Origin of the sequence: Limnobaculum xujianqingii, assembly GCF_013394855.1 — a bacterium.
Taxonomy (GTDB): domain Bacteria; phylum Pseudomonadota; class Gammaproteobacteria; order Enterobacterales; family Enterobacteriaceae; genus Limnobaculum; species Limnobaculum xujianqingii.
This window is the reverse complement of sequence record NZ_JABMLK010000002.1, coordinates 626,115-651,649: the sequence shown is the minus strand read 5'-3', so window position 1 is coordinate 651,649 and position 25,535 is coordinate 626,115. Positions and strand designations below refer to the sequence as shown.

Genomic DNA, 25,535 nt, shown 5'->3' with positions numbered 1-25,535 from the left:
AAGTGAAACGCGGTACAGGTGCCGCAGTTTCACTCACTCATCAAAAATGTGCTGCACGCCACAAAAGTTCACAAAGCAAACCAATAGATCGACAAAACACTTTACAAGCTGTGATATTGGAGTCTATTTTATAAAAAAACACGTTTCACCCTATTTTTTTACTTAATTAGTTTAGATTCAAAACTAATTGGAGATTAACATGAGTCCTAACGTACCGAATACTCTGAGACTGATGAATAAGTCTTTAGTGCTTAATGTGATTCGCGAGCATACTCCCCTATCCCGGGCGCAAATCGCAAAAATCAGCGGTATCACTAAAGCCACTATTTCTGAAATTGTTACCGAGCTGCTGGATGAGAAGATCATCTATGAAAGTGGGATGACTGAAGGTGGGCTCGGACGTAAAGGCGTCATGGTCAATTTTGATGCCAATCATGGTGTTGGCGTTGGTATCGATCTGGGTGGTACCAAAATATCCCTGTCTCTGTTTAACCTGAATGCCGAATTGCTGGCTACGGCACAAACTGAAACCTATAAGGTGGCTACTCGCGCTGAATTTTTACAGCACTTTAATCACGCCATTCGCCAGTTCCTCAATAAGCATGCTGTTAGCGCCGATAAACTAAAAGTGATTGGTATTGCCACACCAGGCATTGTTGATTACCACCACGGTATCGTCCTTGAAGGTTCGCCAAACCTGCCGGAATGGGAAAATATCCCGCTGGCTGATGAGGTTTCCGCTGTGTTTAAGGTACCGGTAGTGCTGGAAAACGATATCCGTTCAGCCCTGATTGGTGAAATGTGGCGTGGAAAATGCCAGAGAGTTCATAGCGCCGCATTAATTGGCGTCGGTACCGGGTTAGGTGCTGCGTTATTAATGGATGGCAAAATCATTCGCGGTGCTAACAATGCCGCCGGTGAGATCGGTTATATGATGTTTAGCCGGGAGCACCTCTCACATAACTGGCGTAATAAAGGTTGCTTTGAAGTCCATGCCTCCGGTTCCGGTATCAGCCAACGTTATCAGGAACTCAGCGGGCAGGAATTGAGCGCTGAAGAAATATCCAAACTGGCTCAACAGGGTGATCCTCTGGCGGAATCACTGTTCAGAGAATTGGCCGACTACTTAGCCATTGGTATTCTGAATATTGTTGCCATCGCTAACCCGGAAAAAATCATTCTGACCGGCGGCGTAACCCAGTCGGCTCCACAATTTTTGCCTTATATACAGGCTCATATTAATCAACATACGTTTTCACAAACCTTAATTCAGATAGAACAATCCGAACTGGGCACTCAGGCTCCACTTTACGGTATTGCCGTACTGGCATTGAATCAGGTTTATCCCTCGATTCAATTTATGTCTGATGCTCAGCTCAGTTAGCGCCAGCTCAATAGACGATTATCAAGCGAGGATTTCACCATGTCAGGTATTCATCTCCACCCTCACGATATTCTTGATGAAGGCGTGGATAACATTATTAGCCGTTTGGCAAAAATGGGTGATGTTGATCATCTGTTTGTGGAAGTTAATACCATATTTGAACGTAACCCCTATCCGGTGGGTAATCTTCCCCATAATCCGGTTCATCAGGTAGTGATGGGCACCGGCACCCTGCACGCCAGACTAAATGATTACCAACAGGGGGCACTGCATCAGCGAGTTGATCCGACTATTCAGGCAGGTCAGGACCCGTTAGCCATCATCAAACAACACACTGATGGCACTGAGATGAAAGTAATACCTTGGGTCAATATTCTTAACGGTGATTTTGCCGGCGATCTGGCAAATAACCAGGTGATTGATTTTCAGGGCGATCCGGTTGAACACTGGCTGTGCCCTAATGCGCCAGACGTGATTGAACTGTGGAAAAAAACCTTCCACAGTCTGCAAAAAACCTACGGTTACGATACCTATCTGATTGACCGTATTCGCTTTCCTGACTGGGCAGGGAAAACGGTTAGTCCTCGTGGCCTGCTAACCTGCTTTTGCCCACACTGCCGGAAAAAAATGCAGCAGCAGAATATCGATATCAATAATTTGATATTCACTATTAGTCAGTTAGTGATTCTGCTTAAACAACATGAGTATGACGTAGTGGTGGATTACTTGCTCAATGACCCTCTGCTAAAACGCTGGCAGCAGTTCCGCCAACAAAGCATCAGTGATTTTGTCAAAAACCTGCTGCACGATGTCAATCAACACGACGGTTCGCTGAAGCTATGGCTTGACCTGTGGCCACCAGCTTACTCATGGATCCTAGGTCAGGATTACACCCAGCTCACTAAACTCTCACCGGCATTAAAACATTTCCCTTACCACAAACTGGGCGGTGGCGCAGATGTACAGGGGCTGATTAATTTTCTGGCGAAAACACCAGAGAGACAGGAAGCCGCTTTTTCCGCTTTCCTGCGGTTATTCAATTTGCCTTACGACCTGAGCTATCAGCAGTTTAAACAACATGGATTTCCTATCGCCTTCGTTAAGCAGCAAAACGATATCGTTCGTGAACGCTCACAACCCGGCACCTGGATTTTCAGCGGCATTCAGATGTGGAATATCGATGCCGATGGCCTGTTGGAAGCCGTCAAAGCGGCTAAAAACAGCGCCTGCGATGACCTGCTGTATTACTGCTATGGATGGGCAACCGACGATCTGTTTACCGCCATCGGTCAACAATCAGCTAAACGCTAACACTTTCATCCTGACATCAGGGAGAACAAAACATGACTAATTCACAAAAATGGAAAGTGTTCTTTTTGTTGTTTACCACCATGTTTCTACTGGGTGGTATCCAAAACACCAAGGGCATCATTCTGGAACAGGTACATCATGACATTGGTTTAACCATGTCACAGATAGGTACCTTAATTTCTACTTTTCAGTACGGTTTTCTTATTGCCAGCCTGCTAACCGGCTACTTCACCGATAAGAAAGGCCTGCGCTTTATGATGTTCATTGGTGCCAGCTGTATGGCTATCGGCCTGGTGGGCACCAGTATGGCATTTACCGTGATGCTATTTCTTGGCTTCTATCTGGTTATCGGACTGGGTATTGGCTCAATGTTGGTGTCTATCGTTACCGTCATTCCAACCTTTTATAAAGAACGTGCCGGTATGATGTTCAACGTGGCGAATGCCATGTTTGGCGTTGGCATGATTGTCACCCCACTGGTGCTGAATATGATGTTCAGCCATAACATTTCATGGCGAATTTTCTATATTGCTGTGGCGGTTATTGTCGCATTGATATTGCTGGTTCTGACTACGCTTCGACTGGAAAAGTCTGGCGGCATGGATATGAACGTTAAAGATTTCATGCAGCTTCTGACCAATCCCCGCCTGATGTTAGTCATCGTCTACTTACTGTTTTACGTAGCGGCAGAAGTGGCTTTCCTTAACTTCTTCCCTATTTTTTACAGCTCGCTGGATATCGCCAACGCAACCGTAGCCGAGAAAACTGCTACAGGTGCCTATGTTATTGCCAGCTTCGCGGTGCTATTTACTGTCGGACGATTTATTGGCGGCTTTATTAATATGCGTCTGGGAGAGCGTAATACCCTGATTCTATTCTCTGCCCTATCGCTGGTAACGCTGATTATCAGCCGCATGATGGTATATGAGTGGATCTACGCCTTTATGGCCTTTGGTTTTGCTATGTCAGTGCTGTTCCCTACCGCTTCAGCAATTGGTACCCGTATGACTGATAAAAGCGGCAGTATGCTGGGGCTGATTTATGTGGCATCAGGATTGGGTGGCGCATTCGCTGGTTGGCTGGTGGGTATGCTGTCAGATACTTATGGCATTGCCTTTGGCTTTAATACCTTGATTGGCTTTGTCTGTGTGTTTTTGGTGCTTTCCTGGTTTGTCAGAGAAGCGCCGAATGCCGCCAAATAGTCGGATTATAATAGTAAAATAATCAAGAAAGTCTTAAGGGATGAGAAATATATTGTCCCTTAAGACTGCTAACAAACTTAATCAATCATTAATTGTGTATATTCCGTCCGTAAAAACGATATTGCTCATATCACCTTCGTGCCCGGCCGGAAGACCATCTGTACTTAGCTAAAGAGCGCTCCGGGCCTGGATTCCCTAGGGGCAGTTATGAAACACCTAGCGGTGTTTCACCCTTCGGGCCAGCGCAAGCGCTGTTCAAACAGGCTTTGCCTGTTTGTCGTTGGCTTACGCCAAGTCGACCCCAACGGCAATCTCTCCCTCCGATTGGCTATGCTAAAACATAAAACTGAAACATATGACTTTGTCATCAATCTAAAGAAACGAGAAATATCTCGTCCTTTTTTATGCTGAAATTCTTTCCTCTTTAGCTCATCAAAATGACGAACCCATCCTTTATTGGTAAACTAAGATATTACTTACTGAGGGCGAATGCTTCTTCCGTTAAGTTAAGCAATCATTTTCAACACCGCTTCAAGTATGACGCGTAAGTTATGAAACAGATTCCATTCTGCTGTTCATATCGAAAGCTCCAGGAGGGGCAATGAAGAGTAATCCACAAATTTTAAATCAAAAATATCAGGAAGCCCTCGCACTATATAACAAAAGTGAATACTTAAAAGCCGAGGGGATTCTGCGCCAGTTAGTACAACGGGCACCAAGATTTTTCGATGCCGTACATTTACTTGGTATTGTTTACTATCTGCTTAATCGACATAACGAAGCAGAAACCTTCATTCGCAAAGCGGTCATTATTAAGCCAACGTCTGAATGCTATTTCAATCTTGGTTTAGTTTATCGGGAGTTGAATAAAGAAGCCGAAGCTGAAACGGCCTTTATTAAAGCTATAAAGCTGGACCCACGACATGCCAAAGCAGCCAATAATCTTGGTAACATCGAACTTGGCAAAAAGAATTTTGTTAAAGCTGAGCACTATTACAATCAGGCTATCACCAGCTCCCCTAAGTATGCCTTAGCCTATAAAAATTTAGGCCTGGTTCTCAGAGATACCCATCAGGAAGAAAAAGCTAAACAGGTACTACTGAAAGCCATTGAGTTTGATCCTAACCTTGCTGAGTCTTACTCGATTCTGGCAGGGATGTATGAGAAAGATGGTGAGTTTCAATCCGCTATTGATATGTTCAAAAAGATTGGAAATTACTGTTCAGCACAACGTGCCGCTCGCCGTGGTGCATACTGGGATGATCTGGAAGAGTTAGACAAAACTGCATTACACAGCTTAGCCAACAGCAACGAATTCAATTTTTTTGAGCCATGGTCACTATTAAATGTCTCCGGGTTAACACCAATTCAACACCGGGATATTGGAAAAAAGTTTGCTCAATTTAAGCTAAAGGCGGTATTACAACATCCTCCTCTGCCACTGGCTGCTCCGTTACCCGCGGATAGCGTATTAAGAATCGGATATCTCTCATCTGATTTCTATAATCACGCTACCATGCACCTGATGTCCGGCATTCTGGAGAAACGTAATACGGATAATTTCTTTATTCGGCTTTATTCCTATTCCCCTCAAAGGAAAGACTCTTACACTGAACGGTTAAGGGCGTTGAATATTGAAGTCATCGACCTCAGTAGTATGTCGGACAGTGCTGCCGCTAAAACTATTGCTCAGGATAATTTACATATTCTGGTTGATTTAAAAGGCTTTACGCAAAATACCCGCCTGGAAATTACGGCATTACGCCCGGCACCGGTTATTGTGAGTTGGTTAGGGTATCCGGGGTCATTAGGTGAGCCTAGACTGGCAGATTACATTATTGGCGATCCGGTAGTAACTCCGATCGAGCACGCTGAACACTTTAGTGAAAGGCTGGCATTAATGCCTCACTGTTATCAGCCTAATGATGACACAAAGAAAGTTGGATCTCGCCCAACCCGTGCTGAGCAAAATTTACCGGAAGATGCGTTTGTTTTCTGTAGTTTTAACCAAATCATGAAGTATACACCGGAGACGTTTGCCCTTTGGTGTAAACTGCTGCACAACGTACCAAACAGCGTGTTGTGGTTACTTACCAGCACATCCATCCCTGTGAACAATCTACGTGCTGAAGCGGTAAAAAACGGTATAGATCCGCAACGTATAATTTTCGCCGATACCCTACCCGTAGAGCAGCACCTAGGTCGTTTACAGCTGGCAGATTTAGCCTTAGACACCTACCCGGTTGGATCACACACCACCGCCAGCGACACATTATGGGCAGGAGTACCCTTAGTGACCCGCCTTGGTTCTCTATTCGCCAGTCGAGTCGCTGCAAGCTTGCTTACCGCCATAGGATTACCAGAGTTAGTCACTGAAACCGATGAGGATTACTATCAGTTAGCACTCTCATTAGCTAACGATCCGGCACGCATTCAGCAGCTAAAAGAAAAACTGGCGGCAAATCACACCACTTCACCACTGTTTGATACTGAGCGCTTTACCCGAGATTTAGAGCGGTTGTATCAGGCTATCTGGCAACAGCATAGTGAGGGCAATGCGAAACGGGATCCGATTGTTTTGCAAAGCCAATAGAACTTTTAAAATGAAAATGCGCTCTTCGATATGGAGGGCGCAGAAGACATTCCGTTTGATATCCTCAAAAGCGATCGGGACATCAAAAAATGACTGGTTCTACTTTCTTACCTTATGATTCTTAATGACAACAGTTTCAATTTTCTGTTCATTCATTGTTTTCATTGAACACAAATTAAACATATAGATAGCGTATATCGCCGCCCATTTTTTGTTTTAAAAATCGATGATTTACTTACCCGCTTTGGTATATTTCTCCTCTCGATCTTTGTAGGCTGAATAAACATATTTTATCTGAAAAGTTCTTTGACAAGATCTGCACATATACCGTTGATATCCCGATTTTGCCTTACCATATTTTCTGACTGAATGTATTTGTAAGCAGTAGCAACAAGGCACATTTTTGATAACCATTTCATTTTCTCCTGATAGCCGTCTGTCATTCTTATTAACAGGACATACCTGCTCATCTAAAAACTTACTGGTTTTCGACATCGATAATTGACCAATACTTGTCGGGTAATACGGTTCTCCATACCCATTTCCCACCAAAGATTACATATCAACACCGCTCATTTTCATGCTAAAGTCTTATTTCAAATATGTGTTTTTATATACTTAATCAATAGCATCAAACGCATTATCAATAAGCTAGCCATTGCCTAATGGCAGATGAATATAGCTATTCTCTATAGCTACTATCAAAGGGAACAAACAAGTATATAGATAGTATCATCTCCATTCCCTCAGAATGGGTCAGCATAAAATAAATGAAAAAATTAAAATAATAAATTCTTACGCGACAAATAAATTAAAGTACAAACAATAATATCAATCAACATAACAAAACCAGCACAACACTCCAAAGAAAATAAAAATAACAATAACTAAATCCAAAGCGTTGTCTTCAATTGAAATTATTAATGTTATTTAGTCTAATACGTAGTTAATAAAACTTTTCTAATAGATTTTTCTATTTTAAATAATGATAAAAAACAACGTTAAAAATAATTTAGTAACGCATAACTAATAACTAATAACTAATAACTAATAACTAATTAAATACATTTAAATTTTAAAAATAATTTAATCACATGAATACTAAATAAATAATTAATCAGGAACAGAGGAACAGCATGCATAGCATAAATACTGAAATAACCAGATCGGCTGCTCAGGGGAAATATCAAAAACAGACAATATTTATTTGCTTCCAATTACAATAAATTGAAAGGTGATAAAATATAATTTATGGCAAGTTATGTCGCTTACTGCAAATTGCCGATAGAAACAGGCTTAACGCTACATGAGTCTCTCTTTTTTAAACCAACTTAACTAACTTTAAGGCATCTACCAGGTCGATTTCGATTCAATCTATGGTTGAGTGGAGATATGCATACACTGACGGGCAATTTCATCAATGGATAAATTTGAGGAGAATCTTTTTTCGGTTAACTGAAAATGTTGAAAAAGAAATTGCTCTTGATCATAGATACAACTTAGTAAGATCGAGCCATGAGAGCTGAAAATCATTATTTTGACAGATTTCTGATTATTATCTAAAGCAAGGTATTTCATAAAAGCATTTTTTATTGATTGTATGTACGGCGCATAATCATTACCCCGGTGAAAAGCAATTATTTTCAATTTATTATTTACTATGCTCTCACTATGTGTGCTAAGCGAAAAATTTGCCAGATCATCAGAAGCTTTGTTGTGATTTGAAACCATCCAGGTGATGATACAAAAGAACAGAAAAGAGAGAATGCTAATAGCTTTAGAGGTTAATTTAGTGCACCCGAGAATTGTCTGCCTAAAATTTATTCGTTTTTTTTACACTGAGAGACATTATCTTTGTCCCTGTCTTTTTCTGTTTCTTTTTCCTTATCTCTATCCCTTTCCACTTCGCAAGTAAGAGCATGTTTGCGGTCGTTCTTATCTGAATCTTTGGATTGAGCGAGATATAAATCTATCGTTTCGTAAAAAACTTGCACATGATAAATCCCATATCCTATTCGTGGTTTATTTTTAATCACACGATGGGGTTTATCACAATCCATCAGTAAAGAGCGAAGAGATAAGATTAGCTGCCGCAAATTATTACTGGTAATTAATTTATCACTGAGGCCACTCCGTTGAAGAGTAGTATTGCTGATTATATGACCAGAATTAGATAAGAGAACAAAAAGTATACTCGATTCAAGCGGGCTTAACTCTCTCAATATATTAAAAATATACCCTTTAACTTCATCATAATATATATAAATGACAATTTCGTTAGGCATTGATTCTATGAATATTGCTATACAACCATTTTGCAAATCGATAGAAAACTTTCTTTCCTTCGAATCATCAAGCATAAAAAACACCCTATAACACTTATAAAATAGATTATTACGAAATTATTAACACGCTATTTTATATATCCAACCAACACGTAAGCACAAGGAAATAATAAACCAAAACCTATGTTTTGTGATGAAAGTCCGGTTTTTATATCAATGTATAGCATGTTAATTAGATGTAATCCAAATTTTATTCGCGAACAAAAATAACAACAGATAAAAACAAAAATTTAAATATAAAATAACTAAAAATAAAATCGAAAATAGTTATTAACGCATAGTTAAAAGCAACATAACCATATGTTTTATATAAATTTCACATTTAACTCAAATCATGGCTTATTAATCAATCGTTGACACTGCGTTATCAATATAAAACCAAGAGAAATAAACATTTTTTATATTAACAACATTAATGTAATGTAAATAAAGTAAAAAAAGACAGAAAGATGTAAGACGTTTTATTAAACAAAAGGAAAAACGGAGGAACCATAATGAATGACATAACTATAAGTGGATATATCAAACTGGTACAGGCGAAACAAGCCATTAAAAAGTTTGCTAACAGCGAAAAAGGCGTAACGGCTATTGAATATGCCGTCGTTGTTGCCGGTGTTACTGCTGTGGTAATGGTTGTTTTCGGTTCAACTGGTCCGGTCAGCGAAATGCTTACAGGTACATTTGAAACCTTGAAGGAACGCGTTGAAGGGCTAATTGAATCACCAGAATAAAGCGCTTCAGGTCAGGGTGCGCTTTATTATTAACGACTTCATTTATATTAACGGTAAATGAAGTTTGACGTGTCATTAACTATAAAAGCGTTGATAACGCTTATCAACGCTTTTATAAAAAAATAACTTTATAAAAACACCGGAAGTAAAATCCGTGCGGTAGCTATGCCAAAAATAATTAATTATCAAATGGCAAAAATTAATATATCACACTTGTTATAACTCTTGAGATTAGGGATGTCTTACAATGAAGAAAAATGTCCTGGTTATTTATATCATCATGACAGTTATTGGAATAATTGGCCTTTTCCTGATATTAAGCAAACCCGAACCTCAACCAGCACCCGTTCAGGTCACCGCTAATCCAGTAGAACCGGCACAAGAGACCATTACTGTTGCCATCACTTTAAAAGATATTACGGCTAATACCGTATTAAATACTGACGATTTTCGTTTACAAACAATGAAAATTTCTCAGGGCAGTGACGAAAAAAGACAATACTCAATAGGCACTAAATCACTGACAACATCGGTTGTGAATACCGCGGTTGCAGAAGGCGCACTAATTCCTGTTTCATCACTCATTGAACCGGATTCCCCTGAATATTTAGCCATGTTTTTACAGCCAGGAAATGTACTTTATACCTTCCAGTTATCTCAAAATGATAACTACCTTTTCGATAATCTTAAGGCTGGCCAGGGCGTTGATATCTATCTGGCTTATGGTAGAAAAATATTGAACGATGGCAGTGAAGAAATCGTCTCTCCCAGTTTATCCATTGAAGATACACGCCTTAAACCACTGCTAAAAGATCGCCGGGTGCTTGCCCTTCGACCTGCAAAAGTCGTTGATAGAAATGGTGTTCCGGTCATAGAAAGCGGAAGCCAGTTAATCACTGAACTCAAAGATAAAGACGTTAAACTCCTGAAAGGCCTGGAAGATAAAGCGAAACTAATCATATTTCCAGCCTCACAGAAAGAACATGCGATCAACGACAAATCCATTCTTCCGGATGTTGAGGCCATGTGGCCCGTTTCAGAAGATGTCATTCTTGATACCAATTCCAGTGGTACAGAAACTAAACAGACCGTCCATGAACTACGTGGTTAAACAATCGCATTCACTGGTAGTTTTTTGGTGCCGCTAAGGCATGGTTATTCGATCAAAGCATCATCAAGGGATATCAATAATGAAAAGGTTATGTATGCACGTTTTCATATTCGGTAAGGCCACTATCCGAATGCTGTCATATTCGCTGATGGCATTAGTCCTGTTTTTTGCCATCAGCAATGCCGCCTCGGCAAATTCAATTTTCCTGAAATATGGCCAGTCGAGAAATATCAGTGTGCCAGCGGGTCTGGAGACGGTATTTGTCTCTAATCCTCGCGTCGCTGATTACAAAGTAATTAATGATAAAAATATCGTTATCTATGCAAAAAGCACCGGAAATTCTGAGTTAATCGTTTATGGAAAAAACTCAAAAGTATTACTCAAACGTAATATCAGTGTTGACCCTTTCCTCGGCGACCTCAACCAAAGGGTCAGCAAAGAATTTCCCGGAAATAATATCGAAATAACCCGTTTTGTTGGTGACGCTAATGCCGATAAAGTGACTTATATCATTAGCGGTACAGTCTCCGATGAAGAAAGTATGGATGCCATCTATCGCCTGGTAGGCGCCACCATCAGCGGCGTAAGAGACGACGAAAAGGATTCGACAAGAAACATCGGTGAAACGAGTAAAGTGAAAGATATTGGTTTCATGAAAAACAGACGATATGAAAATGTCATCAATCGTATGCAGCTTCTGAATACCAACCAGGTTAATGTTCAGTTAACGGTTGTTGAAGTCAGTAAGAGTTTTACTGATGCATTAGGTATTGACTGGAGTAGCCTGACTCTCGACAGCATTATGACTGGCGGAACAACGGCGAATAACCCCGGTGTCTTTAGTTTGATAGGATTTAAAGGTGGGTTCGACTCTAAAAATATCAGTAATACGATTAATGCTATCCAGAATGATTCTGTTGCCCGAATCATGGCCCAGCCGAATCTGACCGTCTTATCCGGTGAAACAGCCGACTTTTTGGTAGGCGGAGAAATTCCAATTCTAACAAAAAATGACAATAACGAAGGAACGTCAGTCACTTATAAAGAGTATGGAATAAAATTAAGTATTGCTGCCAAGGTAGAGAAAAAGCAGAAGATCAAACTGTATTTATCCAATGAGATCAGCAGCGTTTCCGGTTCCTATGCTTACAATACTTATAACATCCCTACTCTGGTCACTCGTCGTTCAAGCTCGACCATTGAATTAGCCGACGGTGACAGTTTTGTTATTGGTGGTTTATTAAGTGAAAATGATAAAGAAACCTTAGGCAAAGTTCCTTTTATTGGTGAAATTCCTATTCTTGGTGCATTAGCACGCAATTCAAGTACACAACGAGAGAAAACCGAGCTGGTAGTATTTGCGACGGTTAACCTTGTCAGGCCTGTCACATCCAATCAACCAATCTATTTACCCGATTACAACAAAAGCAACAGCAGCCAGCTGTTCTTCAATGTCAACGTAGATGAAGTCACATATGAAGACAGACTTTCTCAGAATACCCACAATTTCCTGAATCGCGGTGGATTTTCTAAATAGGCAGTCAATGTATCTGGAATTTTAAATATGAAATTATTCAACGATGACAAATTAGAGCAGAATAAAGCCAGCGCTATTAATTCCGAAATTCAACACAAAGTGGCGATTATCTCTTCACGCAAACGGATATTGGATGAAATCAATAGCACTCTGCTTATGTATGATATTGATGATACAGAAAATATCATGCAGAGTTTCTTAAGTATTTCAGATGTTACCATTACTCAGGGGGCGGATGTCATTGTCGCAGATATCGAAAACTGCACGGATATCACTAAGCTTCAGCAATCAATCGCATTATTAGTTCCGGTAAATACCCGTTGTATTCTGCTGGGAGATAACGACTCAATTATCTTTGCCCGGGAAATTAACAAACTGGGGGCATCATATCTTCATCTTGCCAGCCAGTTACCTGAACTACCTGAACTACCTGAATTCGTACTGGAACAATCCAATAATACTCTGATGCGCGGCTCGATTATCTTCAGCGTTCTTGGATGTAAAGGAGGTAGTGGTGCATCATCATTTTGCTATGATTTACTACAAACCGCCGGAAGAGCCAGCACCATCCCCCTGTTAATGGTTCAGGGAGCCGCAGGAAGTTTAGACCTTGACTTACTTCTGGGAAGAGCCATACCCAAGGATGGTTCTATTTTGCCTTTTGATAAAAATATCAGTGTCAAAATGGAACAGAAAGATCGTCCCTGGCACTATGAAGACCAAAGTTTTAACCGTTTTAATATGATCTTTATTGATAATCCGGTTTATAACTGCTCTCAGGAACGGCTTGACTACATCCTAAAATATTCCCATAGCGTGTTGTTATTAATTACCCGTGATTTATCTTCTCTGCGAATTGCGAAAAATGTCATTGACCATATTTCACGTAGCGGGTTATCCGGTAATACATCCCATGTGCCCAGAGTGTTTATTTGCCTGAACAACTACCGTCCCCAGATTAATAACGAACTCACTGATAGTGATATCGAAGAATATCTTGGACAAAAAATTGATGTCACTCGCGCCTATCAACAAGACTCAAAGAAAAGGAATGAGAATATTGATGGGGAATTGCGTCAATTTGCAGCCATGTTGTTGGGTAAGAAAGCCTTGCACGTAGAGTCCAGTCCAAAGAGCTTCCTGAAGTCTTTCTTCAAAAAAATCTAATCAATCGACAACAGATTTTAATTCTATAAATAGAGTTATGGATAATCCGGGTTAATAACTGAGCTAACCGATATGGATAAAAAGAACTCCCCTACACTACTTTTAATTCGGGAACAGGTATTAAAAAACATTGATTTGGAAAAACTCAATGACTTGAGGAATGATCGAGATTTACTGACAAAAGAGATTTCAGAAAACATTCAACGAGTCGTGACAACATCGGGTCGTTATCTATCAAGTCATACTTTAAACCAACTCACTGAAAGTATTGTCGATGAAATCACCGGCTATGGTCCTCTGCGAGAATTAATGGAGGATGATTCAATCAGTGATATTTTGGTCAATGGTCCCAACCATATTTACGTTGAACGCGGCGGATGCCTTGAACGCGTAAATAAAAAATTTATCAGCAATGAACAATTAACGGAAATTGCTCGTCGATTAGTCTCTAAAGTTGGTCGCCGCATTGATGACTCTCAGCCACTGGTAGATGCCAGAATGCCAGATGGCAGTCGTTTAAACGTGGTTATATCCCCCATAGCACTGGATGGAACTTCAATTTCCATTCGTAAATTTGGTAAAGGAAAGAAGACCCTTTCCGATCTGATTGAATATGGCAGCATTAACGAGATGATGGCGAATTTCCTGGTGATTGCCGCACGCTGCCGGGTAAATATCATCGTCTCAGGCGGAACCGGTTCCGGAAAAACCACCTTACTCAACGCATTGTCGCAATATATTGGCGATGATGAGCGTGTGCTGACATTAGAAGATGCCGCCGAATTGCGCCTTCTCCAGCCGCATGTTGTTCGCCTTGAAACGCGTATGGCCGGTTCAGAAAACCGTGGAATGATCACTATGCGTAATTTAGTGGTTAACTCACTACGTATGCGCCCCGATCGTATCATTGTTGGTGAGTGCCGGGGCGAAGAAGCCTTTGAAATGTTACAGGCGATGAATACCGGTCATGATGGTTCCATGTCAACCTTACATGCCAACTCCCCTCGTGATGCGTTGGCTCGTCTGGAAAGTATGGTCATGATGTCCAGTGCTGCCCTGCCCCTGGTCGCTATTCGCCGTAATATAGCATCAGCCATCAATTTAATATTACAAGTCAGTCGTCTGCCAGACGGTTCACGCAAAGTAATAAACATTACTGAAGTGATGGGAATGGAAGGTGAAAATATCATTCTGCAGGATATCTTCACTTTTACTGCATTACCTGAACGCGATGAAAATGGTCGGATAAAAGGAAACTATAACTCATTCGGTTTACTGCAACGTTCTGCGGTTTACAGAAATGCAGTATTCCATGAATTAATCGAACCTCTGAAGCAATTATTTGGGAAATCATCATGATTGCACTTTTTTTCGCTATCCTGCTTGTACTCGGCATTATTCACATAACCTTATATTATCGACAGAGTAAGAGACTAAAACGCCTTAATTATATTGAATCGTTTTCAACCAATATTACATTTGGCGAAAAGCTGAGTGGATATAGTTATGGTATGGCGATAACCAATATATGGAATGATTTTTATCGCCATATAAAAGGTAAAAATAAATCTGTCACCCTCAAACATACGCTTATTCTTTTTATCGTATTAATTAGTGGCCTGGTTATCAATAATCAATATATCAGGATAAGTACTGAGATTTTTTTACCGGTACTTGCTGTTATAACTCTTTATGGTTTGTATTTACGTAGTAAAAAGGCAACAAGACTGGAGTTTGAGGAGGGATTCGCCGAAGCCCTGAATATTATTAACAGCTCAGTCAGTGCCGGAAACTCCTTACTGCACGCTATTGAGCAGTGCGGACAAAAAATAGAAGGTATCGTGGGCGATGAGTTCAAAATTGTCTCTCAACGATTAGAGATCGGTGAAGATGTAGAACGCGTTTTTATGGACTCTTACCAGCGCCTTTTTTATCGTGAATATTTTTTCTTTATTATTGCGGTATTAATTAATATGAAAGGCGGTGGTGAAGTTAAAGAAGTCATTAGCCGCCTGAGCAAACTTATTTCCAATGCCCGGATTATGTACCGGAAAAAATATGCAAAAACCGCAGAGCCAAGAGCATCAATTAAAATACTGGTCATGATTCCTATTGGCTTCTTCTTCCTTAAATTTCTCAGCCCGGAAAACTTTGACATTCTGCTAAACGATCCTACCGGACGCATGATTCTTTATTACTGCATAGCGAGTGAACTATTTGGTCTTTTTTGTGTTTGGTCGATGATGAATAAAATCTAGGTGATATTATGGCTTATATACTGGCATTGCTATTCTTAATCGGTATTATTGGTATTACACAACATCTGTATAAAGAAAAAAGAAAAGATTCAGTTAAAAAAATGCTGGAAATCTCCACTGATTCTGCAGCTCCCTCCGTTACGCAAAAAAAAGACGATTCACCCACAGAACGATTACTAAGAAAAAGCAGTAAAGGCGTTGTGTTTGCTGCAATGCTTGATAAAAATATGCTGTTTAAAGCACTGGCAATAATCTTTGTTGTTTTAACCGTACAAATATTAGAGTCTTTAAAAATAGTCGTTTTATCTCAAATAATGAAAACATTAATATTATTTATATTTATTGCTTCCATTATTTTACTACCCAATAAGATCAAGAACATGATCATTAAATCACGGGTAAAAAGAATTTCTGAAGATTTGCCATTTGTTATTGACATGATGGCCGTATGCGTTCAGTCCGGCATGACAATTGAAAATGCTATTCGCTACCTTGCTATTAATACAGCCACAATTAATCCGGACATTTCTGTTTTATTAACACGCGTTATTATGAAAATGGAAGTCAGTGGAATGTCAGAGGCATTGGATATGCTTAATGAAGAAGTACCCAGTCAGGAAGTAAGGATGCTGGCTTCCACATTACAGCAAAGTATTAAATTTGGCTCTTCTGTTTATATGGTTCTGTTAGATCTCTCGAAAGAAATGCGAGAAATGCAATTACTTGCCATAGATGAAAAAGTATCAAGTCTGGCTGCAAAAATGTCATTACCGATGATCGTATTTATTATGTTCCCTATTTTAGCACTGGTTGGCGGCCCTGGATTTATAAGGATGGTGGCACTGTGGTCTACTACATAATCAGAAATATTGTATGCGTTACGTTTTGTATATTACTTCTTCCTGGCTGTCAGAGGAGTTTACAGGGTGAAAATCAGCTGAATGAAAAAGAACAGGAATATATCCTCACCAAGGTCAATAATTATCAGGGTTTATTAAAACTCTATCGTGAGAAATTAAGCCGTAAAGAAGATCCTACTGTTCGCTTTAAATTAGCTGAATATTACAACCTTGTGGGTGATTATGATTCCTCACTGCATTACCTTGAACCCTTAATTGAGAATAAACCCAACGACAAAGTCTACCTGTTACAGGCTAAAAACCTGAGTGCTACCGGTAAAGATCAGCAAGCTCTGATAGCCATTACTGCGGCACTAAAATTGAATGCCAAAAATGGTGAAGCCTATAACATGCTGGGTGTGCTTCAGGCACAGCAAGGTGAGTTTAATGCCGCTTACCAATCATTTAATACCGCCCGAGCGCTGTTTGTTCCGGAAGAGCAGGTGGTCAACAATCTGGCTATGTTGATGATCCTTAAGGAAAAACACCAACAGGCTTATAGTTATCTTATGCCGTTATATCTCAGAGGGCACAGTACACCTTCGATAATACATAATCTGGTCTTTGTATTAGTCAAAATGGACAATTATGAAGAAGCAGACAATTTAATTCGCGTAAATGGCTTAAGTGAAAGACCGGAACAATTAATTTCTGAATTAATGAGTACCGTAACACGCGTTAAGCGTAACGATACCGAGATGATATCTCTCGATACGACAACAGCCCTGATTTCCGCAGAGGAAACACCACCAGAATCACTGACAAGTACCACAGTCCCTCCTTTTCCGGTATTAGAGCAGCAAGCAATAGCAACCAAAACGTCACCATCTGCAATATCTGAAATCCAGACGCTAAGCTCGCCAGTGACAGAACCCAAAAAGGAGAGTGTTACATCCAAAGCTACGCCTTCTTTAGCCGCTAAAACACCAGCACCTATTTCGAAGCTAAGCTCACCCGTTACAGGGCCACAACAGGCTACCATTGCGACAAAAACAGTGGAATCGCCCGTATCAGTAACCAATACATCGTCTCAGATTAAACCTTTGGATACGCAGGCAATAGAAAAACTGGTCCAGCCGCCGCCGATCATGTCCGGGCTAAGTGTTAGCACAAGCAGCGTCACGAATACTATTACCCCATCAATCTCGCCGATTAATCGGAACAAAACGGGAAATATTAATGAAGTGACAAATGCGCGTTTTGGCACCCATGCTGGCTTCTCGCGTCTGACACTGGAATCCCTGAGAAATATACAGTTTGAGAAAGTAGCTCAAAATGAAAATACCACATTACAAGTCATTCTCAGCAACACTCGCCAGGGAAATAACATACCAAATGTTTTATCTAAAATAACCAGACATATCGGTAATACACACAGAGATATTAAAAAGATAAGTATTGAACAGAAAGAAGAAGACTCACTATTAATTACCTTTCATTTCATAAGAGATATGAAAGTGAATATATTTAAAATTCCCGCAGAGAAAAACAAAAAGGAACGGCTTGTTTTTGATTTTACATGACAACACTTTAATCGCGAGTTTTTATGAAAATTTATGAATACAGGGGTGTTTTAGTTAGGGTTCCGGAAACAACAAAATTTATTGGCGTTGGCGCTGATGGGGCAATTAAAGCCTTCACTAAAATGCCTGATACTAATTTTGATGGTTCTTTAGATGATAGCCATGCTTCACCTTTAACGGTCTTGAATGCAAATAAATCATTAATTGATATTTCAGTGCTCAAAGTTTTTGCTCCGTTAGTATTAACTGAGACGGTAGCCCCTGGCTCAAAACCTTTTAAAATTGGAGATAAATATATTATTCAGTCATCTGTTGATGAGGAGGTCTGTCTTAATTCCGAAGTACATATCGTGGTTAATTGTTATACCCCAGGAACTGCACCCTGGACACAAGTTATTCATGTACATGTTAACGGATTATCGATTGATAACCAGTTACTTTCGAGTGTCGTTGAAATTTTGCATGAATTACATGCCGTATAGAAACACCTTCATTTTTTATAATTAAAGTTAAGAGAAAGGAAATTAGTAATGGCAAATTTGAATGAAAAAATTAAAGAACTGCTAGATATTGATGGTTCATTATGTGCAGCAATGGTTGATAGCAAAAATGGTATGCTCTTAGCTTCAGCGGGTTCTGGCGTCGATATTGAAATAGCCGCCGCAGGTAATACTGATGTATTACGCGCAAAACTGAAAACCATCAACTTATTAGGCCTCAACGATAAGGTCTCAGATATTCTTATTACTCTGGAAAAGCAATATCACATTATTAAACCTCTCCACTCAGTGGAGGGAATATTTATCTATTTAGTGCTCGATGTTCGGAATTCTAATTTAGCGTTAGCCAGACGCAAAGTTAGCGACTTCGAATCAACCATCCAGGATATCTGAACGTTTGATGAATCTGGAGCGGGAGGTAGCCTGGCCGGGCTACCTCAGCCTACAGCACCAGTGGCTCAGGAAGAGATATCCGTAACTGATGCCTCACTTATATCACCGACGATATCGATGCCTGAAGCCCCCAACGATCGGATAAAAGAAGGATATTCAGAGGTTAACTTAATGAATAACGATATTGTTAATATTCGTATTGAAGAGAATACCTCTGCAGAAAACAACGATGATGAAACAGACCTCCCCCAAAAAGAGAAGTCCGGCATATTGTCCGCGTTATTTCGACGATTATATAAAGGGTCAGCCCAAAAATGAGAGATTTCAAAGTTATGTTTGTTGGCTGTAGTGGCTCTGGTAAAACCACAGCTATTGCCAGCGTCAGCGAAATTAGTACGGTAACAACGGATGTAACTAATACCGATTTAGCAAACTATAACAAAGAGGTCACCACGGTTGGGCTGGATTACGGCGAAGTTACCCTGCCCGGTCAGACTAATTTGCTACGACTATATGGAACGCCCGGTCAGGAACGCTTCTCTTTTATGTGGGATATTTTGGGTAAAGGAACCGTTGGCATTATTTTCCTGTCAGATAACAGCCGTAGCGACCCTTTTGGTGAACTAAAAAGCTATCTGAACGCCTTTCATTCACGGCTGACAGAAGGAAACTCAGTGGCAATACTGGGTATTGTTAAAACCGATCTTGCTCCCTACCCCGATAAAAACAGCTACGAACAATTATTACGCGATATGGGACTTTCTCTCCCTGTTATCAATGTTGATGCACGAGATCCGACCAGTGTCATGTTATTGCTGAGAGTCATGTCGCGTCATTTAGAGAGATCTATCGATAATCACGATGAGGCAAAACAATCATGACCATATCCGATACCTGGATAGTCAATAATTATTCTGGTTTAACCTCTGAACAATGTTCAGAAATTCAAAAAACGATTGAGCAATTCGCTCAGGATCATCCCGGGCTGACCAATATGCTTTTAGCGACCGTTGACGGTTTTGAAGTAGCAGCCGTATTGGAAGAACAAGATCGTGCCAGTATGAGACGTTTAGCAGCGATGACCAGTTCCATATTATCAATTGGTATTGCAATGTTCAGGGAAATTGGAACCGGCGGCCAGCGTCTTCTCACTTTAGAAGGAGAACATAATAATATTCTGATCTTTATTGTACAAAATGTTAAATCAGAATTAGTGCTAACCCTGGTAAGTGCTGAAAATGAACCTTTAGGTCAGCTATTTTGGCTGATACGCAAGCTCTCTTCAGAAATAACGGAGATTTGTAATAAAACGACAGAAAACTAAGCGGGAGATATTTCTATGGATCGAATTTTAAAAGAAAAGCTCGCAGTAAGTTTATGTGCAGCAGATATTAGCTGCTCCTATATTGCGGTTAATCCTATTCTCGATAACAGAGATGAATTAATAGAAAATCAACAAATTATCTATAAGATTTTATTAGATAATATAGAAAGCACATTAACACCTGAATTTGTTGGCATCGAACATAAAGTGTTGGATCAGCTGTGGCATAGCGCCATTGAATTAACCGCGGCAGATATTATCAGTGAGGCCATCTCTTTAAAACCCGTACTTTATGACAGAACAGAAAAAGTAAACGAAAGAATCATTTTTCATTTCAACAGGCTAAAGGACTACTTCCCTCTGACACCTCAGGATGAAGAGCTGCAACCGGCGATTTCTGCCAAAAATGAAGACACAGCGCCTCAATATCATGAGGAAAATGAAATTATTTTTGACAATGACATACCTGATAAAACCCCGGTAATGAGTTTAGATAAAATTAAATCCCTGCATAAAAAACACAGGAGAAAGAAAAAATCGTCTTTTCAGTAAAATCCTCTAAGGTGTGTTAGTGATAAAAACTATTCTATTATTTAATTATATTTTTCTTTTATATGCTTGCTATACGGATATTACCCGTAGAACCATTAAGAACAAAACCGTTATTGCTGTTGCTATTTTATCAATACTCATTGGTATTATTAAATATGATACACCTGAAATCATCCTCCCTTTATTAATTCTTTTTATTGGATTCATATTAAGCGCTTTAGGTTTTTTTGGTGCCGGAGATATAAAGCTTATATTTGCACTTTCTTTATCATTATCAGATTCATTAATTTTCAATTTTATATTGATGACAGCTATCTCCGGATTGATTGTAGTCATTCCAATTATTATTACCAGTATCTACAAAAAGAAAAAGGTAACCGTCCCTTATGGTATTGCTATCTCTTTAGGGTATTTTTTAATCACTGCTCCCATGTTTTAAATACTATCCTGTCATAAATAATACTGTTCAGGAGATAGCATTTTTCCTTGTAAATTAATCACATCTGATATATTGAGAAAAAAATGAGAACAGAATTATTGCAGAAAATCATTGAGAATTTAAGCGACAGTATTCCGGTTAAAAATACCATTCTGGTTTGTTCCAAAGACGGTGACTTAATCGTACAAACCGATCACGGTATCGAAGTTGACCTTAAGCGTGTCGCGGTACAAGTTGCCACTATGCTTGGTGTATCTTCACGCATCGGTACCTCGCTGAATATTGGTACTAACATTGAATTAAGCTTAGCGGGAAAAACAGGAAGAATTTTTGTTTTTAAACTTAATCAAAATTTTTGTCTGGCTATTGTGGCACCGAATGATTGCAATATTGCCATTCTCAATATTGTAACTTCCCGTGCAATTAAAACCATTTTAGCCGGGGAGATAATCTAATGGAAAAAATGAGCTGGAATGTGAAGGAAGAGCAAATCGTTGATGATCTGGTCACACTATTATGCATTACCACTGAGGAGTGCCAACTACTTCAAAGTTTACAAAGCGATGCCGAAGCTATCACCGCACGCATGGTTGATGAATATTACGATCGCCTGTTAGCCCATGAGATGACAAGAGAATTTATTACCGACCTGGATGCGTTAAAAAGAACTCTGGCGCAATGGTTTGTGAAATTATTTTGCGGTAACTATGATAAAAATTATGCGTTAGACCGCCTTCGTATCGGCATGGCACATGTTCGAATCGGTTTACCCGTACGCTATCCATTAGCCATGTTTGATGTTCTTGATCGTTATGGCGTTGAAGTGGCTGAGAAAAAAGGTCCGGAAGCCGTTATCGCATTTAGAAAAGTACTGGCTCTGGATGTCGCTACATTTACTCAGGCCTACGATAATACTCAATTAAACCATTTAAAAGATCTGGTTGGAGGCAGTGAAACACTCGCCAGACGATTGCTGACTGATAAATACTAGAAATTGTTTCTTTCTATTTCTCTAATATTAATTGATTAGACAAAACTCCGAATATCTCTATTTCAATTGATATCCATTAGTAAATTATACGTTGGGTTTATTATGATTAATTACTCAAGAATTATGTTTGCTATTAATAAAAAAGTACCTGCTACACTCAAAGAGGAAAAAGGTGCAGTTGCGGTTGAAATTTCACTGATATTTATTCCTTTAATTTTCATTATTCTTTTAATATTTGAACTCTGTCGAATTGTTTATATTTCTTCCGCATTAGATCTCGCGGTGGCGGAAGCAAGTCGTTATGCAGCCATATCAACCCTGACTGAAGAAGACTATCAGGCCGTCTTTTATCGTAAATTAAATACTGATATTCCTTTCTGGCCATTATTAACACGAGATGAAAATCTTTATGTTGATGTCAACTATTGCAGCACGATTAATGATGTTATAACCGGTAACTGTGATAATAACCCTGACCAGAAATCACTGGCTATATATAATGTTGGCTATCACTACACGCTTCTTTTTTCTTTTATGCCTACGGCTACGTTAAATTCTTATTTGCAAAGAACGGTTGTTTATGTCCAGGAATACCAGAGGGATAATAAATAATGTTAACGAATAATAAAATCAAAGCGTCTTATTTAAAACACGCAAGTAAAAATATTAAATCCGAAAATGGTTCGGTTAGCGTTGAGTTTGCGATTGTTATGATCTCTTTCATTCTTATTATGTATCTGGTCACGGACTTTGGTATTACCATCACCAAGCAAGGACGACTCGATCGCACCAGCCATTCGCTGGCGACAATGATAAGGGAAAGAGCAGCGCTTTATCAATCCGATGAAGACATAACACAAGAAGAGGTTAACCAGTTATTATCCGTTGGCCAAACTCTGTTGCATGAGCCTAACCTGACTATTGCTATTGATGCACTTTATCTCGCACCAGACCCTTTGGATCCAGAAAATAATGCCTCAGCGCGCGTGAGTAAAACCCTCTCCTTTACTGCCGGCAATAATGTATGCCAATTAATTAAAAAATCCGTAGATATTACTGAACTAAAAGGCCTTTCTCCCTATGCGACAAGTACCGGTCGATGGGTGCCAATTTATCGCGTTAGCGTATGTATCCCTAATGAAGCCAGCATTTTTAAACGATTTACTCACGCCTTCAATAACGAAATATTGCCTGACTTAGCAACCAGTGACGTGGTTATTTCAAGAATTTAAAAAGACAGGGAATCATTATTTCTTAAATATCTTACGGAATAATTTATTGGGTGATCACATGATGAAACAGCTACGCACAATATTTATGTCTGAAAGCGGCGCCATTGCTATTGTATACGTTATCATTTTCCCGTTTTTACTTGCCTCTGTGGCTTTTGCGCTTGATGGCTCTTTAGCCTTAAACAGAAAAGCCCGGCTGGCCGACGCCACCAGTGAAGCGATATTAGCCATCGCGGCGATAGATAATCGACTTGTCGATGAGCGTGCACGTAATGCCAATAAAGCGATAGCAAAAGAATATATTGGTTTTTATTTACCGGATAATTCCGAGCAGCTCCAGCATTTAGATATCACCATGACAGATAATATTGATAGAGAAGGCTATGTTGACTATAGCCTGATTGCTTCTGTCAACCTTCCGGCTTTATTACCCGTGTCAGATCTGGGTTTTCCCAGTTTTGATAAAAACATTAATGTGGGTAATCAGGGCGATAACAGTGGTAATGCGAGAAAGTTTATCACTACCAATGCCACCCCTGCCGATTATGTTTTCGTGGTTGATTTTTCAGATACCATGAATTCAAGCTATACCGATTCAAACGGTTTAGCGACCACTCGCTTAGATATGCTTAAAACTGTAGTCAACGATGTCATTAGCGGAAGTAAACATTCAGACTCGCAATTTGCGCTTGTTCCTTTTGATTTAGGGGTTCCTTTTAAAGTAGAAAATGCAGTCAATGCCGCATTAGCTTATAAAAATCAAAAAAATGAAGCCGGTGGTGAATTAATTGGTTGCTCCGCACTCTATGTCCCACGTTCAACTTATTCTCCAGCCAATATTGATTATGCGTTTTGGGCTAATAAACACATTATGCAAACTCAATATCCGGATTATGACAGCAACAAAAATACCATACTTTATAATACTGACCGGTCAAGATATCTGTACTATCGCTTTATCGTCGGTGAATCGCTAGAGCAGGATATCGGCGATTTACAGCAGCGAGGATGGTGTGTTCATAATACCCCATCAGGCGTAACAACCGGCCTGTATCTTTTCAGTTGCGAGCAAGATTCTACCCGAAGTATTTTCACTTCAACTAACCAGCAGAAATTTAATGATCAATATAATCGTGTTGTCGATTTAACCAAAACCATGCGTGGAGCTTCATCCCTTGAGCGCTCATCCATAGTTAACAGCCTGACTATCAACTATGACGCAACCATAGATATCAACAATCTTTTTAGTCACAGCAATGTACAGGAGTTTATCCAACCCTGGGCCCCTAATATGTATGAATACCGGGCCTTTACCGGCATGTGCCAGTCAGCAACACCTTTATATACCGTGAGTGATAGCCTGACTCAGGAACAGGCGGAAAAGAACATGGCCGCCAGCTTTTCATCAGCTCAATCCCGTGCGTTTCTCATTCCGCTTACCACCAATAGTTCAGAGAAAGAAAACCTGGTCTCCGATTTCATGAAAATGGCTGCCGGTGGCGGTACAGATAGCTCGGTTGGACTATTGCGTTCCGTCCCTATTATTGCCGCGGGTCAAAATACCAAAAAAGTCATTATTGTTATTTCTGATGGTGAAGATGAAGTTGACCCCGCCATTGTTTCAACAGAGCTTCACTCCCGAGGAATGTGCGATGCCATTAAGTCAGGTCTGAAGAGCGAATCACTGTATGCCGCCAATAAAATTGGTGTCGTCGCAGAAACAGCAGAGATTCACTATGTATCAATTAATGATGATTACACCAACGCTGAACGCATTGCTTTTTGGGGGAAATACTGCGCTAAAGGCGAGACAGAAACTGACAGCACCCAATATGTCCATACAGCCACTGACTACTCCTCACTTATCAGCACATTAAAATCCATTATTGGCGTTGAAACGGGATATTACATTCGGAATGACCAGAAATAACCTATTTCGATATCCCGTTAACCCACACTTTCATTCTGAATATAAACAGGACGTTGTTACGAGGTGAATTATGATTATGAGATTCATTAAACAGAAAAAAGCAAAGTTAGCGA

At 39.9% G+C, this 25,535-nt stretch carries 26 protein-coding genes; 24 read left to right on the top strand and 2 right to left on the bottom strand.

What is annotated here, in order from left to right:
- Nucleotides 1–199: 199 nt before the first annotated feature.
- From GOL65_RS16850 to GOL65_RS16835, 4 genes are all read left to right on the top strand, one after another.
- The gene (locus GOL65_RS16850; protein ID WP_140918297.1) at nucleotides 200–1,384 is read left to right on the top strand and encodes an ROK family transcriptional regulator; all 1,185 of its coding nucleotides are present in this window, start codon (nucleotides 200–202) and stop codon (nucleotides 1,382–1,384) included.
- A gap of 39 nt (nucleotides 1,385–1,423) precedes the next feature.
- Nucleotides 1,424–2,695 carry a hypothetical protein gene (locus tag GOL65_RS16845; RefSeq protein WP_140918298.1) on the top strand — a complete coding sequence of 424 codons (1,272 nt, stop codon included), beginning with the start codon at nucleotides 1,424–1,426 and terminating at the stop codon, nucleotides 2,693–2,695.
- 32 nt (nucleotides 2,696–2,727) lie between these two features.
- Nucleotides 2,728–3,897, top strand: a complete 1,170-nt coding sequence (locus GOL65_RS16840) for an MFS transporter (RefSeq protein ID WP_140918299.1) — start codon at nucleotides 2,728–2,730, stop codon at nucleotides 3,895–3,897.
- Between the two features lie 601 nt (nucleotides 3,898–4,498).
- Nucleotides 4,499–6,490: an O-linked N-acetylglucosamine transferase, SPINDLY family protein gene (locus GOL65_RS16835; protein WP_140918300.1), complete on the top strand. Its 1,992-nt coding sequence runs from the start codon at nucleotides 4,499–4,501 to the stop codon at nucleotides 6,488–6,490.
- A 231-nt stretch (nucleotides 6,491–6,721) separates the two neighbouring features.
- On the opposite strand, the gene GOL65_RS22650 is transcribed toward GOL65_RS16835, so the two are convergent.
- Nucleotides 6,722–6,904, bottom strand: a complete 183-nt coding sequence (locus tag GOL65_RS22650; protein ID WP_456152047.1) for an IS1/IS1595 family N-terminal zinc-binding domain-containing protein — start codon at nucleotides 6,902–6,904, stop codon at nucleotides 6,722–6,724.
- 1,406 nt (nucleotides 6,905–8,310) lie between these two features.
- Nucleotides 8,311–8,850: a winged helix-turn-helix domain-containing protein gene (locus GOL65_RS16830; RefSeq protein ID WP_140918301.1), complete on the bottom strand. Its 540-nt coding sequence runs from the start codon at nucleotides 8,848–8,850 to the stop codon at nucleotides 8,311–8,313.
- Between the two features lie 479 nt (nucleotides 8,851–9,329).
- Between GOL65_RS16830 and GOL65_RS16825 the strand changes: the two genes are divergently transcribed.
- From GOL65_RS16825 to GOL65_RS16730, 20 genes are all read left to right on the top strand, one after another.
- Nucleotides 9,330–9,566, top strand: a complete 237-nt coding sequence (locus GOL65_RS16825; RefSeq protein ID WP_140918302.1) for a Flp family type IVb pilin — start codon at nucleotides 9,330–9,332, stop codon at nucleotides 9,564–9,566.
- A gap of 247 nt (nucleotides 9,567–9,813) precedes the next feature.
- Complete coding sequence (locus GOL65_RS16820) at nucleotides 9,814–10,677, top strand: hypothetical protein (RefSeq protein ID WP_140918303.1); 864 nt, start codon at nucleotides 9,814–9,816, stop codon at nucleotides 10,675–10,677.
- A gap of 79 nt (nucleotides 10,678–10,756) precedes the next feature.
- On the top strand, nucleotides 10,757–12,214 hold the full coding sequence (locus GOL65_RS16815; RefSeq protein WP_228723144.1) for a type II and III secretion system protein family protein: 1,458 nt from the start codon (nucleotides 10,757–10,759) through the stop codon (nucleotides 12,212–12,214).
- A gap of 27 nt (nucleotides 12,215–12,241) precedes the next feature.
- Nucleotides 12,242–13,381 (top strand): hypothetical protein, encoded by a 1,140-nt coding sequence (locus GOL65_RS16810; protein WP_140918304.1) that lies wholly within the window; start codon nucleotides 12,242–12,244, stop codon nucleotides 13,379–13,381.
- 72 nt (nucleotides 13,382–13,453) lie between these two features.
- Nucleotides 13,454–14,740 (top strand): CpaF family protein, encoded by a 1,287-nt coding sequence (locus GOL65_RS16805; protein ID WP_140918305.1) that lies wholly within the window; start codon nucleotides 13,454–13,456, stop codon nucleotides 14,738–14,740.
- Complete coding sequence (locus GOL65_RS16800) at nucleotides 14,737–15,639, top strand: type II secretion system F family protein (RefSeq protein WP_140918306.1); 903 nt, start codon at nucleotides 14,737–14,739, stop codon at nucleotides 15,637–15,639. The genes GOL65_RS16805 and GOL65_RS16800 overlap by 4 nt, the downstream gene beginning before the upstream one ends.
- A gap of 8 nt (nucleotides 15,640–15,647) precedes the next feature.
- Complete coding sequence (locus tag GOL65_RS16795; RefSeq protein WP_140918307.1) at nucleotides 15,648–16,499, top strand: type II secretion system F family protein; 852 nt, start codon at nucleotides 15,648–15,650, stop codon at nucleotides 16,497–16,499.
- The gene (locus tag GOL65_RS16790; protein WP_140918308.1) at nucleotides 16,484–18,061 is read left to right on the top strand and encodes a hypothetical protein; all 1,578 of its coding nucleotides are present in this window, start codon (nucleotides 16,484–16,486) and stop codon (nucleotides 18,059–18,061) included. Before GOL65_RS16795 ends, GOL65_RS16790 begins: the two co-directional genes overlap by 16 nt.
- 23 nt (nucleotides 18,062–18,084) lie before the next feature.
- A complete protein-coding gene (locus GOL65_RS16785; RefSeq protein WP_140918309.1) occupies nucleotides 18,085–18,543 on the top strand; it encodes a hypothetical protein in 459 nt (152 codons plus the stop codon).
- A 48-nt stretch (nucleotides 18,544–18,591) separates the two neighbouring features.
- Nucleotides 18,592–18,954: a hypothetical protein gene (locus GOL65_RS16780; protein ID WP_140918310.1), complete on the top strand. Its 363-nt coding sequence runs from the start codon at nucleotides 18,592–18,594 to the stop codon at nucleotides 18,952–18,954.
- 171 nt (nucleotides 18,955–19,125) lie between these two features.
- The gene (locus GOL65_RS16775) at nucleotides 19,126–19,272 is read left to right on the top strand and encodes a hypothetical protein (protein WP_179038464.1); all 147 of its coding nucleotides are present in this window, start codon (nucleotides 19,126–19,128) and stop codon (nucleotides 19,270–19,272) included.
- The gene (locus tag GOL65_RS16770) at nucleotides 19,269–19,835 is read left to right on the top strand and encodes a GTP-binding protein (RefSeq protein ID WP_140918311.1); all 567 of its coding nucleotides are present in this window, start codon (nucleotides 19,269–19,271) and stop codon (nucleotides 19,833–19,835) included. Before GOL65_RS16775 ends, GOL65_RS16770 begins: the two co-directional genes overlap by 4 nt.
- Nucleotides 19,832–20,278 carry a roadblock/LC7 domain-containing protein gene (locus GOL65_RS16765; RefSeq protein WP_140918312.1) on the top strand — a complete coding sequence of 149 codons (447 nt, stop codon included), beginning with the start codon at nucleotides 19,832–19,834 and terminating at the stop codon, nucleotides 20,276–20,278. The genes GOL65_RS16770 and GOL65_RS16765 overlap by 4 nt, the downstream gene beginning before the upstream one ends.
- A gap of 15 nt (nucleotides 20,279–20,293) precedes the next feature.
- A complete protein-coding gene (locus tag GOL65_RS16760) occupies nucleotides 20,294–20,830 on the top strand; it encodes a hypothetical protein (protein WP_140918313.1) in 537 nt (178 codons plus the stop codon).
- Nucleotides 20,831–20,849: 19 nt separating this feature from the next.
- On the top strand, nucleotides 20,850–21,269 hold the full coding sequence (locus tag GOL65_RS16755; protein ID WP_179038463.1) for a prepilin peptidase: 420 nt from the start codon (nucleotides 20,850–20,852) through the stop codon (nucleotides 21,267–21,269).
- Between the two features lie 83 nt (nucleotides 21,270–21,352).
- Nucleotides 21,353–21,724 carry a roadblock/LC7 domain-containing protein gene (locus tag GOL65_RS16750; RefSeq protein WP_140918315.1) on the top strand — a complete coding sequence of 124 codons (372 nt, stop codon included), beginning with the start codon at nucleotides 21,353–21,355 and terminating at the stop codon, nucleotides 21,722–21,724.
- Nucleotides 21,724–22,260 carry a protoglobin domain-containing protein gene (locus GOL65_RS16745; RefSeq protein WP_140918316.1) on the top strand — a complete coding sequence of 179 codons (537 nt, stop codon included), beginning with the start codon at nucleotides 21,724–21,726 and terminating at the stop codon, nucleotides 22,258–22,260. The genes GOL65_RS16750 and GOL65_RS16745 overlap by 1 nt, the downstream gene beginning before the upstream one ends.
- Nucleotides 22,261–22,362: 102 nt before the next feature.
- Complete coding sequence (locus tag GOL65_RS16740; protein ID WP_140918317.1) at nucleotides 22,363–22,872, top strand: TadE/TadG family type IV pilus assembly protein; 510 nt, start codon at nucleotides 22,363–22,365, stop codon at nucleotides 22,870–22,872.
- Nucleotides 22,872–23,492, top strand: a complete 621-nt coding sequence (gene tadF, locus GOL65_RS16735; protein WP_140918318.1) for a tight adherence pilus pseudopilin TadF — start codon at nucleotides 22,872–22,874, stop codon at nucleotides 23,490–23,492. The genes GOL65_RS16740 and tadF overlap by 1 nt, the downstream gene beginning before the upstream one ends.
- Before the next feature lie 58 nt (nucleotides 23,493–23,550).
- The gene (locus GOL65_RS16730; RefSeq protein WP_140918319.1) at nucleotides 23,551–25,422 is read left to right on the top strand and encodes a TadE/TadG family type IV pilus assembly protein; all 1,872 of its coding nucleotides are present in this window, start codon (nucleotides 23,551–23,553) and stop codon (nucleotides 25,420–25,422) included.
- The last annotated feature ends 113 nt before the right edge of the window (nucleotides 25,423–25,535 follow it).